Here is a 17,010-nt window from a genome sequence, read left to right on the forward strand (position 1 = left end):
GTTCAGCTCTCCAAAAAGTTCTGGCGACGCAACGCGAACACTCCGCGCAGCGCGTTTTCATAGGTGTAGAAGGTTGAGGGCAGGAGAACCAGGTTTCCGGGTGCTCCTACAGTGATCCTGCCGATCCCCCACGGACCGTTGGGCCCGAGGTTCAGGATGATCTCTTTGCCGTTGATCGAGGCGTTGCCCAAGGCCCGCACGACACGCGCGGTCTTGTCGTCATGAGGTCCCAGCGGGGAGCGGTCGTACGCCGCTGCTACTTCATCGGTGAAGTCGCGGCGAAGTCGGGAGGAGAACCGCTGTTCAAAAATGCTCATAAGTTCGGATGAGCGGTCCGCGCTGGTACGCATCAGTTCGCTCCCGTTCGGCAACAATTTGTTTGGCCACATGGTGGACTGGTCCGCGGAGTCAAGGGAGGTTCTCGCTTTCATTCTGAGGTGGGATTGCTGTGGAGCGACCAGGTGAGGGGAACTCCCCTGTCACCAGCGCTGCAGCCTTGTGTGTTCTAAGTAACTTCAACGTTATGGCGGCGCTGACGGGAAAAATATAGGCAGTTTTGCGTAGTCCAAGGACTGCCCTTTTTTCATGGGTGGAGCCAGTTCCCGTCGGGGACTTTTGGTCATGAAGCCTCAAGGCACGCCATGAAGGCACCGGGCGCTGCCGAAGCGGCAGGCCCGGTGTCTTCGCCCGTCTGAGAACGGGAGGTGTTCTCTTCCGGTCTAGACGACGTCCTCGGTTTCGAGGGTGCGGCCGGTGCGTTTGAGAATGAGCGCGACGATCGTTCCTATGACCAGCCAGGAGACGCCAATGATTTTGGCATTGATGTTGGTGCTGTAGAGGGCATATCCGAGTACGGCAATGCCAAGGATGGGCGAGATCCAGTGGATGAAGTACTTCTTGCTGGACCGGCGGATTCCAAAGTGGATGATGACGCTGATGTGCAGCAGGATGTAGGCGGTGAGGGCGCCGAAGGTGACCATAGTGACGATGAGTTCGATCTGTCCCACAGCCAGCACACCGATAACGGCGGTGAGGATCGTCACCACGATCATTGCAGCGGCAGGAACTTTGTGTTTCTGGGTGACTACAGCCAGACGTCGTGGCAGCTGCCCGTCGCGGGCCATGGCAAAGATCATCTTCGATGTCGTGGCATGGGAAACCAGCACGTTGGCGAAGAGCGCTATCAGGGCCGTGATCAGCGTGAACACGATTTTGAACCATGGCGCAACGACGATTTCGCTGATGGAGTAAAAGGCGTTGTTCATGGCATCGCCTTCGGCGAATGGTTCATTGTTCGGGACGAACAGAGCAGCGAAGTAGACCTGTGCAACGAACATTGCGATGACGAGCCAGAGGACGATCATGGTCGCTTTCGATACCGCCTTGCCGCCGCCCTTGGCTTCTTCGTTGAGCGTCGAGATAGCGTCAAAGCCGATGTAGCTGAGGGCAGCAACCGGGATGGCCGTGAACACGAGCTCCCAGGAGAAGAATTCAGGCTGGTAGAAGGGGGCGAGGCTGAACTGCGCCCGCCCTTCGGTGATCGCTATCAGGGCTCCGCCGACGAACACCACGAGCGCTGCTCCTTGAATGATCAAAAAGATCATGTTCATCCGTGCCGTGACGACGATTCCGCGGAGATTGATGAAGGCCACTACGGCGATAAAGCCGATGACCCAGATCCAGCCCGGAACTTCAGGCATGAGTGCTCCCATGGCGGACGCTGCGAGAATGCATAGCAGCGCCGGCAGGAGGAGGTAATCCAGAAGGATCGCCCATCCCGACAGAAACCCCACGAACTTCGTGGTGCCCAGGCGGACGTATGAGTACACGGACCCGGCAACGGGGTACTCCTTGGCCATTTCCTTGTAGCTGACTGCGCTGAAGACCATCGCAATACCGGCCACCAGATAAACCAGTGCGGCCATGCCGTGGGAGAAGTTGAAGATGGTGCCAAACACGGCCACGGGGGCCAGCGGCACCATGAAGATGAGCCCGTAAACAACAACGTCCGTCAGGGTCATGGTGCGATTGAGCTCTTGCTTGTAGCCAAGAGCCCCTAGTTTTTGCTGCTCGACGTCGTCAGTGCCGGCGTCACTGGCCGGGGTCGCGTGACTGTCAGTTTTCATGGGCTATCTGTGCCTCTCGGAAGAAATCTTAGCCGTGAATTCGGCCAGTGGATTCTGTAGATGGATCGTTGGGGACGAGCGATCGATGGGCGCTCAGTTTGTGATACGGCCTCGTGGGCGGAAATCAGTGGATGGTGCCTGTGCCCTCAGGAGTGAGCGCCCTAGGCTTGTGGGTGACGGCGAAAGGGACAAATTCCTCGACGTTCGTGGCCCTTAGTTGCAACGAGTAGAAACCTGCCGCCAAGCCTGCCGGGACCCGGAGAGTGATCTGCGATTTCCATCTCTCGGGGTCAGGACGTCTTTGGCGCAGGCGGATAGCACCGTAGCTCTCCGGCGATGCCCTAATGCCTCCGGTTGCGTTGCCGCGGTGTCCAGGAACGGCCCTCAGTGGGGCATTGACGCAGCGGGCGTCGAAGGATCCCACAACATCCGGAACCTCGTCGGTGTGGAGTCCGTCCTCGGAAAGTCCTTGCGAGAAGTCCCATGCTGCCACTAAGGCCGGGGCGTTCAGCCGCCGGGAGTGTAGTCCCCTCAGGTCCGTTGCCGGCGTGGACTTCGCAATCACGTATGGTGCCTCGATCGTTCCTATGAAGGATTCCTCTGCCGCCGTCCATCCTGAGATGTATTTGGCGCTGGCGCCCAGCATTAGGGGGACCTCTGGCAGGTGGGCCAGTTTGCGATGCCCAGTTATTGTCCGGCTTCCGCGACCTGCCCCACGAGGGGACTGAGTGGAGGAGGTGTAGGGCCTCTGGAAAAGGGCCGCGAGACCAGTCGTTTGGTCATATGACGCGGCAATTTCGTACCAGTTGCCAGGCTGCAGGGGCTCAGGGAGGCTGATTTCCAGCTTGGCGTGTCCATCTCCTACTAAGAGCGTCAGCCTTTGGTCACCGAGGAAGATCCCAATGCCCCTGTTCGCGGTTGTATCCCAGGCTGTCAGAACACCCTGATATGCAGCCTCTGGCACGTCTGGGCGTATCAGGGCTCCCAAGGTGACCCCGGATGCCCCACTGAGCGCATCTTCGCTACCCGGGACTTCCAGAAAAGGACGGACGCACATTGCATGGAGCCGTCGTTCGGTGTGAGCATCGATACTGCTCGTGACCGGCGTGGTTTCCAGCAACGGAATCGCCGCGTCCCCGCTGTACCTTTCAACTCGCAGTAACTGAGTTCGAAAGCTGGATGTTCCTCGGCACACGATAGTGAAGCAGATGTCCTCCAGCGGCCTGACGTTGAAGCGGTCCGCCTGCCCATGGATTTCAAGGGCGGACATTAGGGGGCTTCTCCGGGCTGGTTGCGTCGCGCGCCCCGTTTTTGCCGTTGCAGCGGCCCGACGGCATGGCCCTGCCAAGCGGGCAATTCTGCCCGCACCTGGTGTGGGGTTCAGGACGTTTTGGTTCATTGCCTGTCACTTTGCGCTCCAGCCCGGCTAGATTCCGCTAACTGCCATCTGCTGTGCCACATGCTGAGTGCCTGGCAGGCAGGTGAAAAATGGGGGTTGGACGACAGGCGCGAATGGGACGACGAGCCACTGGCCGCCGTACAGTTCGACATACGAATCGGAAGGGCACTTTGAGTAGGCTTCTTCGCGAGTCATCTCGTTCTCCTTTGACTTGGGGTGACGCTCTTCACTCCGTGTAATCAAGCCTAGGAATCTAGGCGTCCCCGCGACATCGGTATTTGTACGTACGCGCTAGCGGCTTCAGTGGTTCCGGGGTGCTTAGGCACATCGAAGGGCTATAAAGAGAGAGGGGGCCTATAATTAAGCCTCAAACCCGGAGGACAGGATCCTCCTGTCTTGGAGGCCTTCATGGTCAGCGGAAAGTCCCAAATTCTGCTTAAGGCGGCTTTTGCTGCCGGCGCAGCCCAATACCAGCGCGATGGAGCACTCGAGATACTGCACGTTCTGGCCGACGGCACCAGGCATGACGCGGCAGCCCTGATTTTCTGGAACCGTGCCTTGTCCAAACATGACGTGCTGGCCAACGATGGCTATCAGCCGGAAACTCTCACCGCGCTGGGTGACCCTTACGCTGCAACAAAGGTCCATCGAAGCCTGCTTAAGCTGCACCAACCGTTACGCATTGATGATCTGAAGTACGACTACCGTGCAACGCAGCTGTACCAAACGGCGCTGGCGCCCGCAGGTTTCGCGGATGGCATGAGCACCTGCCTGATCTCTGACGACGGCCAGTACGCGGGAATGCTCCACCTTTCCGCCTCCCATTTTCACAACTTCGATGATGATGCCCGTGACCTTATCGGCGCGCTGTCCCCGATCGTCGCTGAGCTGTGCCGGAGGCAATCTTCCGGATATCCAATTCTGCGACTTCGCGAAGACTGCAGGGCAGCGCTCTTTGATGGACAGGATGCGCCCATGCCCGTGATTTCCCGGGAGATGAGCGGCGTCGTATTTGAACCCCATTTCAAAGACTTCATTTCGCGCTTCCTGGCCGGGGCGGCGGCCTCCGTATCCGGGCTTTGGACCTCGGAGAACGCGACGGTAGCACTGGAGATCACCCGAACTGCCGGGGTTTCATCGGGTCGAGGGGACGTCGCTTTGATCGTTGAGACTCCCCTGGAACTTCCCTTTGGGCTGACAGCACGTGAAGCCGAGGTCACCGATCGGATTGCAAGGGGGCGCTCGAACCAACAGATCGCATCTGAACTCGGCATTTCCATCCGCACCGTCACAACTCACGTGGAGAACATTCTCGTGAAGATGGCTCAGGAATCACGCTCAGGTGTCGCTGCGGTGGCCATCAGCGCGGGCCTTCGGAGACTCGACACTCACGGAACTCACCTCTGAGAATAATCTCCATCATCGCATCACCGGGGTCCTGTCACAATGGAGTCCATTTCTTTCTTTCCTGGCAAGGTCACTAGTGGGTCTGGAACTCAACCTGACACCTGGGGGCGAAGACCTTCTCCCCTTGGAGCGCACCGCCCACCTCTGAACCACTTCCGCCGTAACCCTGGCCCCGTGGCGCGGCTAACTCGGGACTACGGAGCCCGGTCGTCCTAGAGGCATTCGGGGTCCATGCAGTCGTGCGGAAGAACGGGAAGTGGCCGCCGATGGAGTTCAGGACATATGAGGGAAGTAGCTCGGCCAGGCCGGGCAGGCGCTACTTCCGCGCGCATGTTTGCGGCAAGTCTGCCATCGCTCGGATGCCTCACGCATACACTGTTTAGAACACAGACCCGGGGGACTACACACTTAAGTGTGCATGCGCGCTGACCTGAGGTTATGTCTCAAAACGGACACCCCGGCGTGGGAGTTTGAAGGCTCAGCTCTCGTCGAACGGCAAGCGGACGACCTCATCGCCCGGGTCTTCCGGACTTGCTGGCGGAGCCGCGCCCGGGTGGTCCTGGTACAGCGCGTCCGAGGCGCTCTGGTCGTAGGTGTCGGAGAGGTCTGCACCCTTGGTCCCGAGGACCTGCTCCCAGTTGAATCCCATACACACGACTTTATCGGCCGGTATCGAACTCGCGAAGGATCGCCTCGACGCGCGCGGTCAGTTCGTCGGCGCGCTTGAGGATCTGCTCTTCCTCCTCACGCGACATCTGCCGCCGGGGGCTGGCCGGCATCGCAGCTGCAGCAGGCACCGGCGCAGGTGCGGGCTCCGGACCGTCGAGCAGCAGGGCCGCGGCACTGATGACCGCCGACAGCGAGGATGGGTGCATGGAGCGGTAGGCATCGATCCATCCCCAGCGGTCCACGGCTGGCAGCAAGCCGATGGAGAGGTGCCAATCCGGATTGGGATCCGGCCGCAGGTGCCGGTGCGCGGAGCCTACTTCGTCGCGGCGGTGTCCCAGGACCCGGACGGAACTGTGCGACCACCCGCTGTTGGTGCCGATCACATCAAGCCACGACCAGGTGGCGCACGCCGGGCAGTCCTCCGGTTCCGGGGCGACGCCGATCTGCCCGCGCACCCGGTGCATTCCGTCCGGCCGCAGTCCCAGCGCACCTGACCTGTCCAGTCCGAGGCCTCCGTGGGAGCGCGGTGCCAGCAACACCGCAGTGAACAGCATCCGGCGCAGCCGCAGCCGGAAGACCCAGTGGGTGCCTGGGTGCTGGATGATTACCGCACCGCGTCGGATCAGCCGCTGCAGGGAACTGGTGTCCTCCGTGTGCCCGCGCGGCCACGCGGGGGCCGGTGGATCTTTGGGAGCCAGCCGCCGGCGCAGCGCCGCGAGCACAGCCCGGGATGGCTGTGCCTGCTGCACGAAGCGAGAGACTGTGGTCTCATCGATCCTTCCGGCAGGCACGCCCATGACCGAGCACCAGTCGGTCCAGAGGTCGGGAAGCGCCGTCGTCATCCTCACGATTCTCCCACCGCGGCCTGGTTCGATACGAGCGTCGTCTCAGGCGAGGGTCAGGCCTGCTATTCGCGACCACCCCTGTAACTCTCGATGGGCCATCCGCCGATGCTCAGTCGTCAAGACCGAAGGCAGCAGTGAGGTGCTCGATCGTAAACTGGCTGCGCATCTTTGTAGCTGTGTTCTGGTTGGCGTAGAGCCCGGTCTTCCGCACTCCCTGATCACGCGGAACGGCGCGGGTCCATTCGACCGGTACTGCCCATTCTGCATTGTCGTCGTCCTCATCGCCGTCATGGTGATAGCTTCCTGCCAGGGCGAGGTCAGTCAGCTTCGTCTCGATTCCATCTACGATGACGGTGGTTTCGTCGAATCTCTGGGCCTCGCCCGTGACAGTACCAACTCCGACATATCCGATTTTGGGGATGTAGGCGAAGATTCGGGCACCGAGAGGCAAGTTCTTCAGCGTTTGTGAATACTTCTTGCCGCCGCCGCCTGAGACGAAGCCGTACTTCATACCGTCGACCCATTGCCGGCCTGTTGGCTCGTCGCCAAATGAGACGTACCAGTCAGACCCGTTCCAGGGTTCACGTGTTTTGTTCTTCCGTGAGGTCGCGGAAATGGACGACTTGGCTTGTTCGCTCTGATCGACCAGCCAGCTGCGGGCAAGGTACGAAGAACCGTTGTCCTGAAAATGTCTGAAGAAGACGACGTTGATGGGAACGTCGAAGTCTTCGTTGAGGAACCGCACGATGCGCTCGGTAGCGTTGTCAACGCTGGCGGCAACGATTGTGAATTCCTGTGCAGTGTTGACTTCTTCAGGAAGAGTGTCGCCGAAACGATCGGCAAACGCTTCTTCAAGAGCAAGGCCTGGACGGTAGGTGGCGAAGATATTGTCGATCTCGCTTCGGCCAAGGGTTGCTGCCCAGGAGCCATAATCGAGAGTTTGAGCCGCAACATCGCGTGGAGTTTTGTCGCGTTTGAGTTCGATTACGTGCAACGACGCCGTTTCGTCCAGCGCGAGCAGATCTACGAATCCCCCGTGCGCGGTCGGAACCTGCCGGCCAATGACGAGAAGCGGCTCGCCAAGCACTGCCGGGTCAGACTCGATGTAGCCCTCCAACTGGGATTCCAAGCCGATTGATACCGGCACGATCCGACTGAGTTGGCCACCCTCTGCCCGCCACAAGCCCATCTCAACCGCCATTGGTCATTCCCTTCCTGGTTGTTGTCGTTCGACGAGTTTCTTGAGCTGAGCGTCGTAGACATAATCAGTGATCTCGCCGGACATAATCATTGCGACGGCCTTGTTGATAATGTCCAGCGGCACCACGAACCACTCCGAGGGGTCGTAGTCGCGTCCCTGCCGGTTGACCTGCGTCAGGTCCAGACGCACCTCGGCAAACACGCGGTGCAAGAGGTGCTCCAGCCACGATGCACGCACGTTGTAGAGCCGGTAGTCCGCTAGCACCTTCACGGGTGCCATCAGGTAAGTTGGCGAATTCGTCGCGTTCTTGACGCGGGTCTCGACCTTGGTGGTGGAGAAGCCGATCTTGTGAAGGTCCTTCATTCCCGCGATTTGCGCGTCGTCGCTCAGCGACTGCAGCACGTAGATGTGACCGCTCTCTACGTCCGCATCGAGGACCTCGCCCGCATCGTGCTCCGTCCGTGCCAGGACCTGGCCCTGCGCCTCGTACATGCGGGTCATGAGGCTCTGCTTGTACATCGCCGACTCAGTGCCGTTCTCGAAGACGACGCGCAGGCGCTGCTTCTGCCGGGGCTTGCCACCGACGACCAGGTCCACGTCCTCGCCGACCTCAGCCACGAAGCACATGACGCCGCTCAGCACGAAGAACACACCCTCGCGGATGAGATCCATGCCAGTGAATGGCATCAGCTTGTACGTTCCCTCGGCCAGCTCGGCGTGCTTCGCCTTGAACAGCGGCTCGAACAGGTCGAAGTCTTCGGCCTTCACCCGTTGAGCCACTGAGTCAGGCGATTCCGGGCGTTTGATTACCGGCAGGTCTGAGACGTCGAGGATGCCGGAGTCGTCGCCGAGCAGATCGTCCAGGTCGTCGCTCTCGAGAAGGTCGTCCAGCGACTCGGGCGCTGCCTCTACGGCCAGAAGTTCATATTCTGTGTCGAGGTGTTTGAGCGCCGCGATCTTCTCGTCGTTGGCGAGGATGCCTTCGAGGCGGGCCCCAAGCTTCCGCTCGGCGATCTCCCGGGTCGCCGAGCTAGGCAGACACCCGTGCGTCCGGCGGAACTCCACGATCTCCAGAAACGCACGCTCGAGCCGGTCGGACGAGGAAACTTTCCTAGTCTTCTCAGGTGCGTCAAGCAGGCCGTCCAGGTCGTTGTCGATGAGGTCCTGCAGGGAGGACGGCACTGCTTCGAGGATGTCGTCGTTATCCCTCATTCGCTCTCCACCATCTCAGTCGCGCGCTTCTGCGCTTCGAGCTTCTGCTTGGCCCGCTGGAGCCACAGCAGCGCGTCAGCGTACCGTTTCTCAGTCGGGTCCTCGGCCCTCGGGTCCGGTTTCCGACCGTTGACCTTGATCCAGTTCTTGATTCGGGGAACGAGTGCCAGCGCCTCTTCTTCGGTGAACTCGACTCGGGTGGCAGTGATCTGGTCCTGGATGATCCGGAGTACCGAGGGAGTCACTGACTTGGAGATAACCTCGAAGGCGCGCTGGAATGGGTTCACCGAGTCGATGAGGTTGATGTTCAGCTCGTCGATGTTGACAAACTTCTCGGCCATCTTGATGAACCGCTTGTCGCCGACCGTGCGCACTTCGCCGTTCTTGATCACGGAGTCCACGACAACCTGCTGGCGGACCTCCTCGACCTGCGCCTCGGTGAGGTCCGGGTACTTTTCGCGGATGATCTTCGGGATCAGCACCTTGTTGGTCGTCTCGGCGTCCACTGAGCCGGCGGCAGCCCGCGCGAAGGTGTCGTCCTGGAGGATTGTCGCTTTCAGGTCGTTCAGATCGGTCTCCACGATCTGCTTCACGCGATCGCTCGACGGCTCCTTGAAGCCCTTGATCTTCAGCTGGCCTGGCACCGCGGAATCGTCGCCGTCGAACTTCTTCGTCTTGAAGGTGAAGTTCTGCGCGAGGACCTGCTCCATCAGCAACGACGCCGTGATGGCCTTGAGCATGTTGTTGACCGAGACCTTCACTTCGCCCTGCGAGGCGTCGGGCTCGGCGATGAGGTTCGTGAACTGCGCGTGGGATTTGCCGGGGCTGTCGCGGGTGACCCGGCCGATGATCTGGATTACCTCGGTCAGCGATGCCCGGTACCCGACGGTGAGGGCGTGCTCGGCGAAGGGCCAGTCGAAGCCCTCCTTGGCCATGCCCAGGGCGATGATGATGTCGACCGCATCGCAGTCCTTGGAGGCTGTGTGAGCCAGGTAGTGGAGGGTGTCGCCGCGCTTCTTTTGGTCAGTGTCGTCGACGAGGTCCGCGACGCGGACGATGGTTCCAGTGTCCTGCCGGCGCACGCTGATGATGCCTGTGTCGGGGTCGGTCTCCTCGACGTGCCCGATGACATCGATGATGCGACCGATCTCTTCGAGCTTGTCCTTCGTAGATTCACCCGAGTTGACGTTCGGGATGTGCACGATGGTTTTCTTGTCGAGGTCCAGCACTTCGCCGATCGCGTCGGTGTAGCGGCCCTGGTAGAAGTGGTGGCCGATGCCGAGCGAGTGCAGGTGTTCATACCCGTTGAGCTGGTCGTAGTAGTTGAAGGTGACCGGGGTGAACTTCGCTTCGTCCTCAGGCGAGAGCACCGGAACGGAGTCTCCTCGGAAGTACGAGCCTGTCATCGCGACGATGTGGACGTCACTTCCGTTCATAACGTCGCGCAGGAGCGCGCCGAGGCGGCTCGACTCGATGTCGGCGGAGACGTGGTGGAACTCGTCGATTGCCAGTACCGTGCCGTTGAACGACTCAGGTGCGAGTTTCTCGAATGCGAAGCGAAGTGTCGCGTGGGTGCACACGAGCGTTGCATCAGGCCCTTCGAGGAACTGGATGAACGCGTCGACCTTGCCTGCCGAGGATCCGGCGTCGCACAGATTGTGCTCCGGCTTGATCTCCCAGTCCGCGAAGAAGCCGAACTTCGACAGGGCCGTTGACGCGAACGACGCGCCGATCGAGCGTTCGGGGACGGCGACGATGACCTTCCTGCGCCCTTGGTTGTAGAGCTTGTCGAGGGCCACGAACATCAGTGCACGTGACTTGCCGGACGCCGGCGGGGCCTTCACGAGGAGGTGCTGTGCGTCGCGTTTCGCGAAGACTCGCTGCTGCATGTCACGCATGCCCAGGGCATCCGTGTTCACCGAGGCCTTTGTTTGGGCATAGGTGACATCGACGATGTTGATGGGCTTCTTGATCGCGTTCACTTCGCGGTCCTCCGGGTCTTCTTCACTGAGGCCCTTGCGGTCTCGGCGTTTGTCATCTCCTCATACATAGCAAAGAGGTCGGACAATCTTTGCTCGTCAGTCTCGTAGCCACGCTTGGAATAGAGAGAATCCACCAATTCATCGACCTCTGCATGCGCCTGGCGAAGGTCTCGGGGCATCAGATCCGGGTCGTAGAGCTCAGCCAGCGTTCGTTCGCAGTGATACTCGCGAACGTCCAAGACCCTGAGGGCGGCGATCGTGAGACGTTCCTTGTTTGGGCTAGAAAGCGGCGGCACCGGGAAGTTGTTGTAGACAATAGTGTTGGAGTACTGAAGGTCTTCGCGCATGCGCCCTGAGACAGCGTTGACCCACGACATGTGCATTCGTGAAGTCAGCAGCGTGAACACCCATGGCTCAGCTTCATACATGACCAAAGTTTTGTTGGATCCAATGACATTGGGACCAACATAGCCGATGGGCACATAGGTGCGACGCTGGGACGAGATGCTAGGAACGATGATCGAGTCAGAAGGTTTGTGGGCGAAATAGTAAAATCGATTCGGATATTCAGCCAATGCCCTCGTTGACTTCTCAGTGCTTTTCAGGCGATGGGCCTTGACGCCTTCGAGCCGATGTTTGATAAAAGGCACTTTCGATGCAGCGTCCAGTTCCTCATCCGGAATGACAAGACACCATCTCGTTTTCCCCTTGATGAATTCATCAGCGCCACAAAAACCTTTAACGTACGTTTCGATTTCCGGGTGGGCGGAGATCAGTTCTTCTCTTTCCTGGTCACTCAAGATCAGATTCCCGCCGTCATTCGGCATTGATCCATAACCAAGTCGCGGTAAGTGCGCAGACAAGGGAGCGCTTCGGCGACCGAGCCACAAATCTGGCCCATCTGCAAGGTAGGGGTTGATCCGTTTGGCATCAAGTCGAATCTCGTCGCTGAAGATGTACTTTGGTTCGGAAGAGATGTTGCGAAGTCCTATAACGGCACAGGTGACGCCTGCGGAATTTTTGGCATGGTTGGACCACTTGAAGGATGTGTAGGCGTAACCGATCTCAAGTTCAGTACCGAGTACCTGCGGCCAGAGAATCCCGACTTGCTCGCCTTGCGATATGGAATTTGTCGTGACGAACGCTAGCTTCGTGGCAGTGCCACGGATATAGTCGGCACCCTTGATTAGCCATGCAGATACATAGTCGAGGCTCTTGTACTTCTTCGTGACCCTCGCAAGATCCTTCTTCTGCTCGGCCGATTGATTGCGACTGCCCAAATACGGCGGGTTTCCCAATAGATAAATCTCGGAAACGCGATCGTTCGGGCAGACGGCCTCCCAGTCCGCCGTGATCGCATTACCAGCCTGGATCTGTCCGGCTTCCTTCAACGGGATCAGCGGGATTGAGAGATTGAACTTATCCTTGAACTCGGCATTCATCTGGTGTTTAGCGATCCAAAGGGAGAGGATCGCGACCTCGACGGCAAAATCGTCGATTTCCAGTCCGTAGAAGTGTTCGATGCTGATCTTCGACTCGGCGTACAGCATCTGATGCTTCGGATCGATCTCGAAAAGGCGTTCAAGGATCGCGTGTTCCAGCCGACGCAGTTCCTTGTAGGCGATGACGAGGAAGTTTCCCGACCCACAGGCAGGGTCGAAAACCTTGATCGCGCTGATGCGGTCGAGCAGCGCTTCAAGTTTCTTGACGGAATCGAACCCCGAATCGAGCTGTTCCTTTAAGTCATCGAGGAACAGTGGCTCGATGGTTTTGAGGATGTTCGGCACTGACGTGTAGTGCTGGCCCAGGTCGCTGCGCTTGCCCGGGGTGACGATCGCCTGGAACATCGAGCCAAAAATGTCCGGATTGATGTCCCTCCAGATCAACGTGCCGGACTCAATCAGCAGGTCGCGGGCCCTTTTCGTGAACTGCGGCACCACATGCTCTGGTGCCATCGTGAACAGTCGGCCGTTGACGTACGGGAACCCGGCTAGGTGCTTGGGTTTGTCCTCGACCTCTTCGGTGTCGAGGGCCGTGAACAGATCGGTCAAGAAGTCTGCGACGTCCGATCCGTCGGCTTGGGTGTGGGAGCCGACGGCGTTGGTGAACCCGGCCTCATCGAAGATTCCAGTGTCTTCGGCGAAGAAGCAGAACAGGAGCCGGGTGAAGAACACGTTGAGCGCATGACGCCCCAGCGCCATGTCGAACATTTCTGGGTTCGCCGCCAGCAGCTCATCGAAAAGCTTGCCCATCCGCTCGGCAGCTTTGACGTCTGCATGCGCCTCGGAGACGAACTGCGCCTTCTCCATCCCGGCCCAAGGCAGGAAGAACGTGAAGTGCTGGTCGATGTCCCGGAGCGGGATCAACAGGTTCTCGCCGGTCTTCGTGTCGATGGCCAGCAGTTCTGTGTAGTCAGTGACGATCACGAAGCGGGTGTTGTACCGGACGACCAGCGGTGAAGTCTTGAGTTCCTCGATGACTGCGAGAGGATCACCGATCGTCTCCTTGAAATAGACGACGTTCTTGTGCGCCACTTCAGTGGAGGGGTCAGCGGCAACGTTGAGGGAACCATTGCGCAGCCTGGTCACGTTGCCCTGGGGCTTGCCGTAGGCCAGCAGCAGGCTGAAAATGAACTCGCGGTCGTAGGATTCACGGCCTCCAAGCGGGGCAACGCGTTCCTCGACGGCTTTCAGGTTGAGCTTCACCATGAACGGGCTTCCTCCGCGAACGTGTTCTTATCGTGGGCCGTCAGTCTCTTGGTGGTTATGCACGTGCCTCGGGGGCAGGCTGAAAGACCGTCGGTCCACGGTTTACACACGTTGTTACTCCTTACGCGGCAGGGCGGAGGCGCACTGCCTCCTCGTGATCTTATCCGGGACCTGACCGCGGCTGATTTTCCCTCACCGCGTCACGCGACGGCAGTCTTCATCCATGGCCTGATAAGCGCACTTACCAGAGACCCGGTTCGAAGCCGCCCTTGTGTCTTGGCTGGTGCCCAAGACTGGAGGCATGAGCGTGGTAGCTGGAATCGGGCGGCGATCGCAGCTGGCGGCGGTCGTCGAGCCTCCACTGATCCTGACCCGGGGATCGATGAGGAGCTGGGCATACGAAAAGGGATGGCGGTCACTTCAGCCTCGATTCTGCGGGGACTTCAGCCCCGACGCGCTGCCGTCAGCACATCGTCGAGAGTGAGGGATGCACACGAAGTCGGCGTCACGGAAACCATTGCCCCGCAGCCTTGTTGGCCCGGCCGCGCAGCAGCTGCTGTCCGCCGGCGGAAGGTGTGAAGTTCGTGAGGGCCGGGATCACACTCAGGAACCTCTCCCCCGCGGCCGGCCAGCAGGCCTTCGAGCAGTTCCACCTCCCGCATGAAGGTCAAGAGATCAGCACCCTGATCGAGACCATCAACAAGAAGTACTGCCGTGGATTCGTCGGACTCGCTCACGCCGGCATGAGGCAGGGCCGTCCTGGCAGGTGAAACGAAACAACGTCTCCCCGAGGGTGACCACGCAATGGGACGAGCTGGCGACCGCAGAAGCCGCCTAGTGAGACGTGAGTCGCTTGGTCTTGCCCCTACGACGCCTGCCGACAGGGCTCGCTCGCGCACTTCATCTTGGAGTCCGCTGGAGAATCGAGGCGGACAGAGCTCGCAGCTAGGAATCCCACACCGGACGTGGGCGAAAGTTGCTGAGGGCTTGCTCGCCGGGATCCGATCAGAGTCACCGCGCTGGGAGCGGACGGCGGATCGCCTCCACCAAAACGGCGACACCCACCTCCCGAGCCTTCCCCCTGTACTGACCAAGTTTAAGATGGGTAAGTGGAAGCTAAGGAACCCGTTCTGAGAGAGTACCTCCGCGTGTCCCAGGACCGCTCAGGGACCGGCAAGAGCCCCGCACAGCAGCACGACGAGATGGCGACAGCAGCCCGCCAGAAGGGCTGGGCCCTCCATCCGCGGCCGTACCGTGACACTGACCGCAGCGCCAGCAGATACGCCAGGAAGGCGCGTGAGGGGTTCACCGAGTTGATGGCGGATCTCGAGGACGGGACCTTCGACGCCGATATGCTCGGCATCTGGGAGTCCAGCCGCGGCTCCCGCAGGACCGGTGAATGGATCGACTTGATCGAATTCTGCGCCGACCGCAGCGTGCTGATCTGGGTCATGACGCACAACCGCGTCTACGACCCCCGCAATGCCCGTGACCGGCGAAGCCTGCGCGAGGACGCCTCGGATGCCGAGTACGAGAGTGATAAGACCAGCGAGCGGCTGCTGCGCGACATGCGCGCCAACGCCATGAAGGGCCGGCCCCACGGGAAGAACATATACGGTTACGAGCGCGTGTACGACCAAGTGACCCGGCAGCTCATCGAGGTAGTCGAGCACCCGGAGCACGGACCGATCGTTCGGGAGGCAGCCAAACGGGTCCTCGCCGGCGAGACCTACTACGGGATCGCGAAGGACTTCAATGCCCGCGGGATCCAGCCGAGGCGACCCACGTTTACGCAGCGCCGCAGCGTCCTGGGCTGGACGCCTCCGGCCATCAAACAAATGCTTTCAATGCCCGCCTACGCCGGTTTGCGGCAACACCAAGGGAAGGTGCTCGAGGATGTCGAAGCAGTGTGGCCGCCGCTTCTCGAACCAGAAGAGTGGCACCGGCTTCAGGCCGTCATGGCCGGGCGCAGCAGGCAAAAAGTGAACAGCTGGCCGGCGAAGCACCTGCTGGGCGGCATCGCCGAGTGTGGTGTCTGCGGGGCTGGGATGCGCATCAGTAAGCAGAACGCGGGGCCACAGCAGTACGACAAGGAGACGGGCGAAAAGCTCCGGAGGAAGCACTACAGCATTTACCTCTGCCAAGGGACGCCCGGGAAGACCGGGTTCCACGTGGCGATGCGCGAGGGGCATTTGGACCAGGTTGTCACGGCGGTGGTGCTGGCGAGGATCCAGCGCCCCGACTTCCTTGCCCGGGTGGGCCAGGAAGGCGACGGCATCGACGAAGTGCGGCAAGCCCTGTTGGAAGAAATCAGGGGTCACCGTGAGTGGATCGAACAGGTGCGGGAGCGCGCCGAGGCGGAGCGGAACCTGAGCCTGCTGTTCGACCAGGAGAACAGGGTGGCTCCCAAGATCGAAGCGGCACAGAAACGGCTGGAATCCCTGGCGGCGACGGATCCTTTGATCGTCGATCTCGCGGGTGCTGACGACGTCGAGGCGCGCTGGGAAGAACTTTCGTTGGTCGAGAAGCGCCATGCCATCCGGCTGCTGGTCACGCCGCGGGTTCATACGGTGAGCGCGGACTGGCGGGGCAAGAGAGGCATCAACCGGGAGCGCGTCGAGTTCGTGTGGCGCTGAGCGGTTTTGTCAGTTCTCCACGGTAAATTTGTGCACAAGGCGGCGCTCCTATAGCGCGGTCCCCCGGGTGGCAAGCCAGCAGAGACGGCCCCACCGAAGCGTTTTAGGGCGTCATGGCCTGCGTGGTCGAGGTAAGGCGGACTCGAATCCCAAGAGCAACCCCCAGGGATTCCCATGCCGACGATCACCAAGAATAATCCTGATACCGTGACCGAGGAGCCACTGAAAGAATGGGCGAGGCGCATTGCCGCCGAAGCTCCCCCGCTCTCCGATGATCAGTTCCACCAGCTGCACGCCCTCTTCGTGGGAGTGCCGGCCCGACGAGGACGCGGGATCCAGGCGCCCGAGCGCAGAGCGGCCTGACCTCGCGGGATAAGTAGGAGCCCGTCGACCACATCTAGGCTCGTCCCTCGAGATATAGCTCTCACCAGAAGACGCAAGAGATTGCCAAAAGCACGCGGCCCGACGCGGAAGCGCCTCCCCCGCTGGCTCCAGATATTCCGCCGGACAGAACCGGTTACCTCGAACGCCCGGGTGCAGGTGGGGGCGCACCAATAGCCACGAAGGATCCCGTAGCGCTTGAACACTACCCGTTTCACGGTCGCCTCGGGATGCCTGGGTCTTCGTCGTGTCGGTGCGGCTCCACCATTCCGCACTCTGAGGTGGCCGTTGCAGAGGTTGCCGACGAGCGGTGAGCGGGTCTCGCCGGAATGCAGCTCCATGAGCCCGAGGACACCCAACAGTGCGCGGTCGAGGTCGCTGGAGGCAGCAGAGATGATCGGGATGAGCTGCAGTAACGAGCACGCCGGGCGCTCCTGCTGCTGC

At 60.4% G+C, this 17,010-nt stretch carries 14 protein-coding genes; 5 read left to right on the forward strand and 9 right to left on the reverse strand.

The genetic code is table 11. The annotated features are described in order from the left end of the window. Nucleotides 1-2: 2 nt before the first annotated feature. The 3 genes from AC1DRE_RS02015 to AC1DRE_RS02025 all read right to left on the reverse strand — a co-directional run bounded on the left by AC1DRE_RS02015 (nucleotide 3) and on the right by AC1DRE_RS02025 (nucleotide 3,396). Nucleotides 3-350, reverse strand: a complete 348-nt coding sequence (locus tag AC1DRE_RS02015) for a N,N-dimethylformamidase alpha subunit family protein (protein ID WP_476983105.1) — start codon at nucleotides 348-350, stop codon at nucleotides 3-5. Nucleotides 351-719: 369 nt separating this feature from the next. Continuing rightward, nucleotides 720-2,126, reverse strand: a complete 1,407-nt coding sequence (locus tag AC1DRE_RS02020) for an APC family permease (protein ID WP_476983106.1) — start codon at nucleotides 2,124-2,126, stop codon at nucleotides 720-722. Between the two features lie 124 nt (nucleotides 2,127-2,250). Next, nucleotides 2,251-3,396, reverse strand: coding sequence for a hypothetical protein (locus AC1DRE_RS02025; RefSeq protein WP_476983107.1), 1,146 nt, complete (start codon nucleotides 3,394-3,396; stop codon nucleotides 2,251-2,253). Between the two features lie 537 nt (nucleotides 3,397-3,933). Here AC1DRE_RS02025 and AC1DRE_RS02030 point away from each other — a divergent pair. Continuing rightward, the gene (locus AC1DRE_RS02030) at nucleotides 3,934-4,932 is read left to right on the forward strand and encodes a helix-turn-helix transcriptional regulator (protein WP_476983108.1); all 999 of its coding nucleotides are present in this window, start codon (nucleotides 3,934-3,936) and stop codon (nucleotides 4,930-4,932) included. Between the two features lie 478 nt (nucleotides 4,933-5,410). Here the strand turns inward: AC1DRE_RS02030 and AC1DRE_RS02035 are convergent, their stop codons facing one another. From AC1DRE_RS02035 to AC1DRE_RS02060, 6 genes are all read right to left on the reverse strand, one after another. Then, nucleotides 5,411-5,581: a hypothetical protein gene (locus AC1DRE_RS02035; protein WP_161799561.1), complete on the reverse strand. Its 171-nt coding sequence runs from the start codon at nucleotides 5,579-5,581 to the stop codon at nucleotides 5,411-5,413. 10 nt (nucleotides 5,582-5,591) lie between these two features. Then, a complete protein-coding gene (locus tag AC1DRE_RS02040; RefSeq protein ID WP_476983109.1) occupies nucleotides 5,592-6,443 on the reverse strand; it encodes a hypothetical protein in 852 nt (283 codons plus the stop codon). A gap of 112 nt (nucleotides 6,444-6,555) precedes the next feature. Then, the gene (locus AC1DRE_RS02045; protein ID WP_330194238.1) at nucleotides 6,556-7,647 is read right to left on the reverse strand and encodes a hypothetical protein; all 1,092 of its coding nucleotides are present in this window, start codon (nucleotides 7,645-7,647) and stop codon (nucleotides 6,556-6,558) included. A 3-nt stretch (nucleotides 7,648-7,650) separates the two neighbouring features. Continuing rightward, nucleotides 7,651-8,859: a GIY-YIG nuclease family protein gene (locus tag AC1DRE_RS02050; RefSeq protein ID WP_476983110.1), complete on the reverse strand. Its 1,209-nt coding sequence runs from the start codon at nucleotides 8,857-8,859 to the stop codon at nucleotides 7,651-7,653. Continuing rightward, nucleotides 8,856-10,841: a DEAD/DEAH box helicase gene (locus tag AC1DRE_RS02055; RefSeq protein WP_476983111.1), complete on the reverse strand. Its 1,986-nt coding sequence runs from the start codon at nucleotides 10,839-10,841 to the stop codon at nucleotides 8,856-8,858. Before AC1DRE_RS02055 ends, AC1DRE_RS02050 begins: the two co-directional genes overlap by 4 nt. Continuing rightward, nucleotides 10,838-13,549, reverse strand: a complete 2,712-nt coding sequence (locus tag AC1DRE_RS02060) for a DNA methyltransferase (protein ID WP_476983112.1) — start codon at nucleotides 13,547-13,549, stop codon at nucleotides 10,838-10,840. The genes AC1DRE_RS02055 and AC1DRE_RS02060 overlap by 4 nt, the downstream gene beginning before the upstream one ends. Before the next feature lie 584 nt (nucleotides 13,550-14,133). Between AC1DRE_RS02060 and AC1DRE_RS02065 the strand changes: the two genes are divergently transcribed. The 4 genes from AC1DRE_RS02065 (at nucleotide 14,134) to AC1DRE_RS02080 (ending at nucleotide 16,548) form a co-directional block, all read left to right on the forward strand. Next, nucleotides 14,134-14,319 (forward strand): hypothetical protein, encoded by a 186-nt coding sequence (locus tag AC1DRE_RS02065; RefSeq protein ID WP_476983113.1) that lies wholly within the window; start codon nucleotides 14,134-14,136, stop codon nucleotides 14,317-14,319. Beyond that, nucleotides 14,316-14,387, forward strand: a complete 72-nt coding sequence (locus tag AC1DRE_RS02070) for a DUF4113 domain-containing protein (RefSeq protein WP_476983333.1) — start codon at nucleotides 14,316-14,318, stop codon at nucleotides 14,385-14,387. The genes AC1DRE_RS02065 and AC1DRE_RS02070 overlap by 4 nt, the downstream gene beginning before the upstream one ends. Before the next feature lie 271 nt (nucleotides 14,388-14,658). Next, nucleotides 14,659-16,185: a recombinase family protein gene (locus AC1DRE_RS02075; RefSeq protein ID WP_476983114.1), complete on the forward strand. Its 1,527-nt coding sequence runs from the start codon at nucleotides 14,659-14,661 to the stop codon at nucleotides 16,183-16,185. 207 nt (nucleotides 16,186-16,392) lie between these two features. Then, nucleotides 16,393-16,548, forward strand: a complete 156-nt coding sequence (locus AC1DRE_RS02080) for a hypothetical protein (RefSeq protein ID WP_476983115.1) — start codon at nucleotides 16,393-16,395, stop codon at nucleotides 16,546-16,548. Nucleotides 16,549-17,010: the final 462 nt, after the last annotated feature.

The organism is Arthrobacter sp. P4_H3, assembly GCF_056400885.1.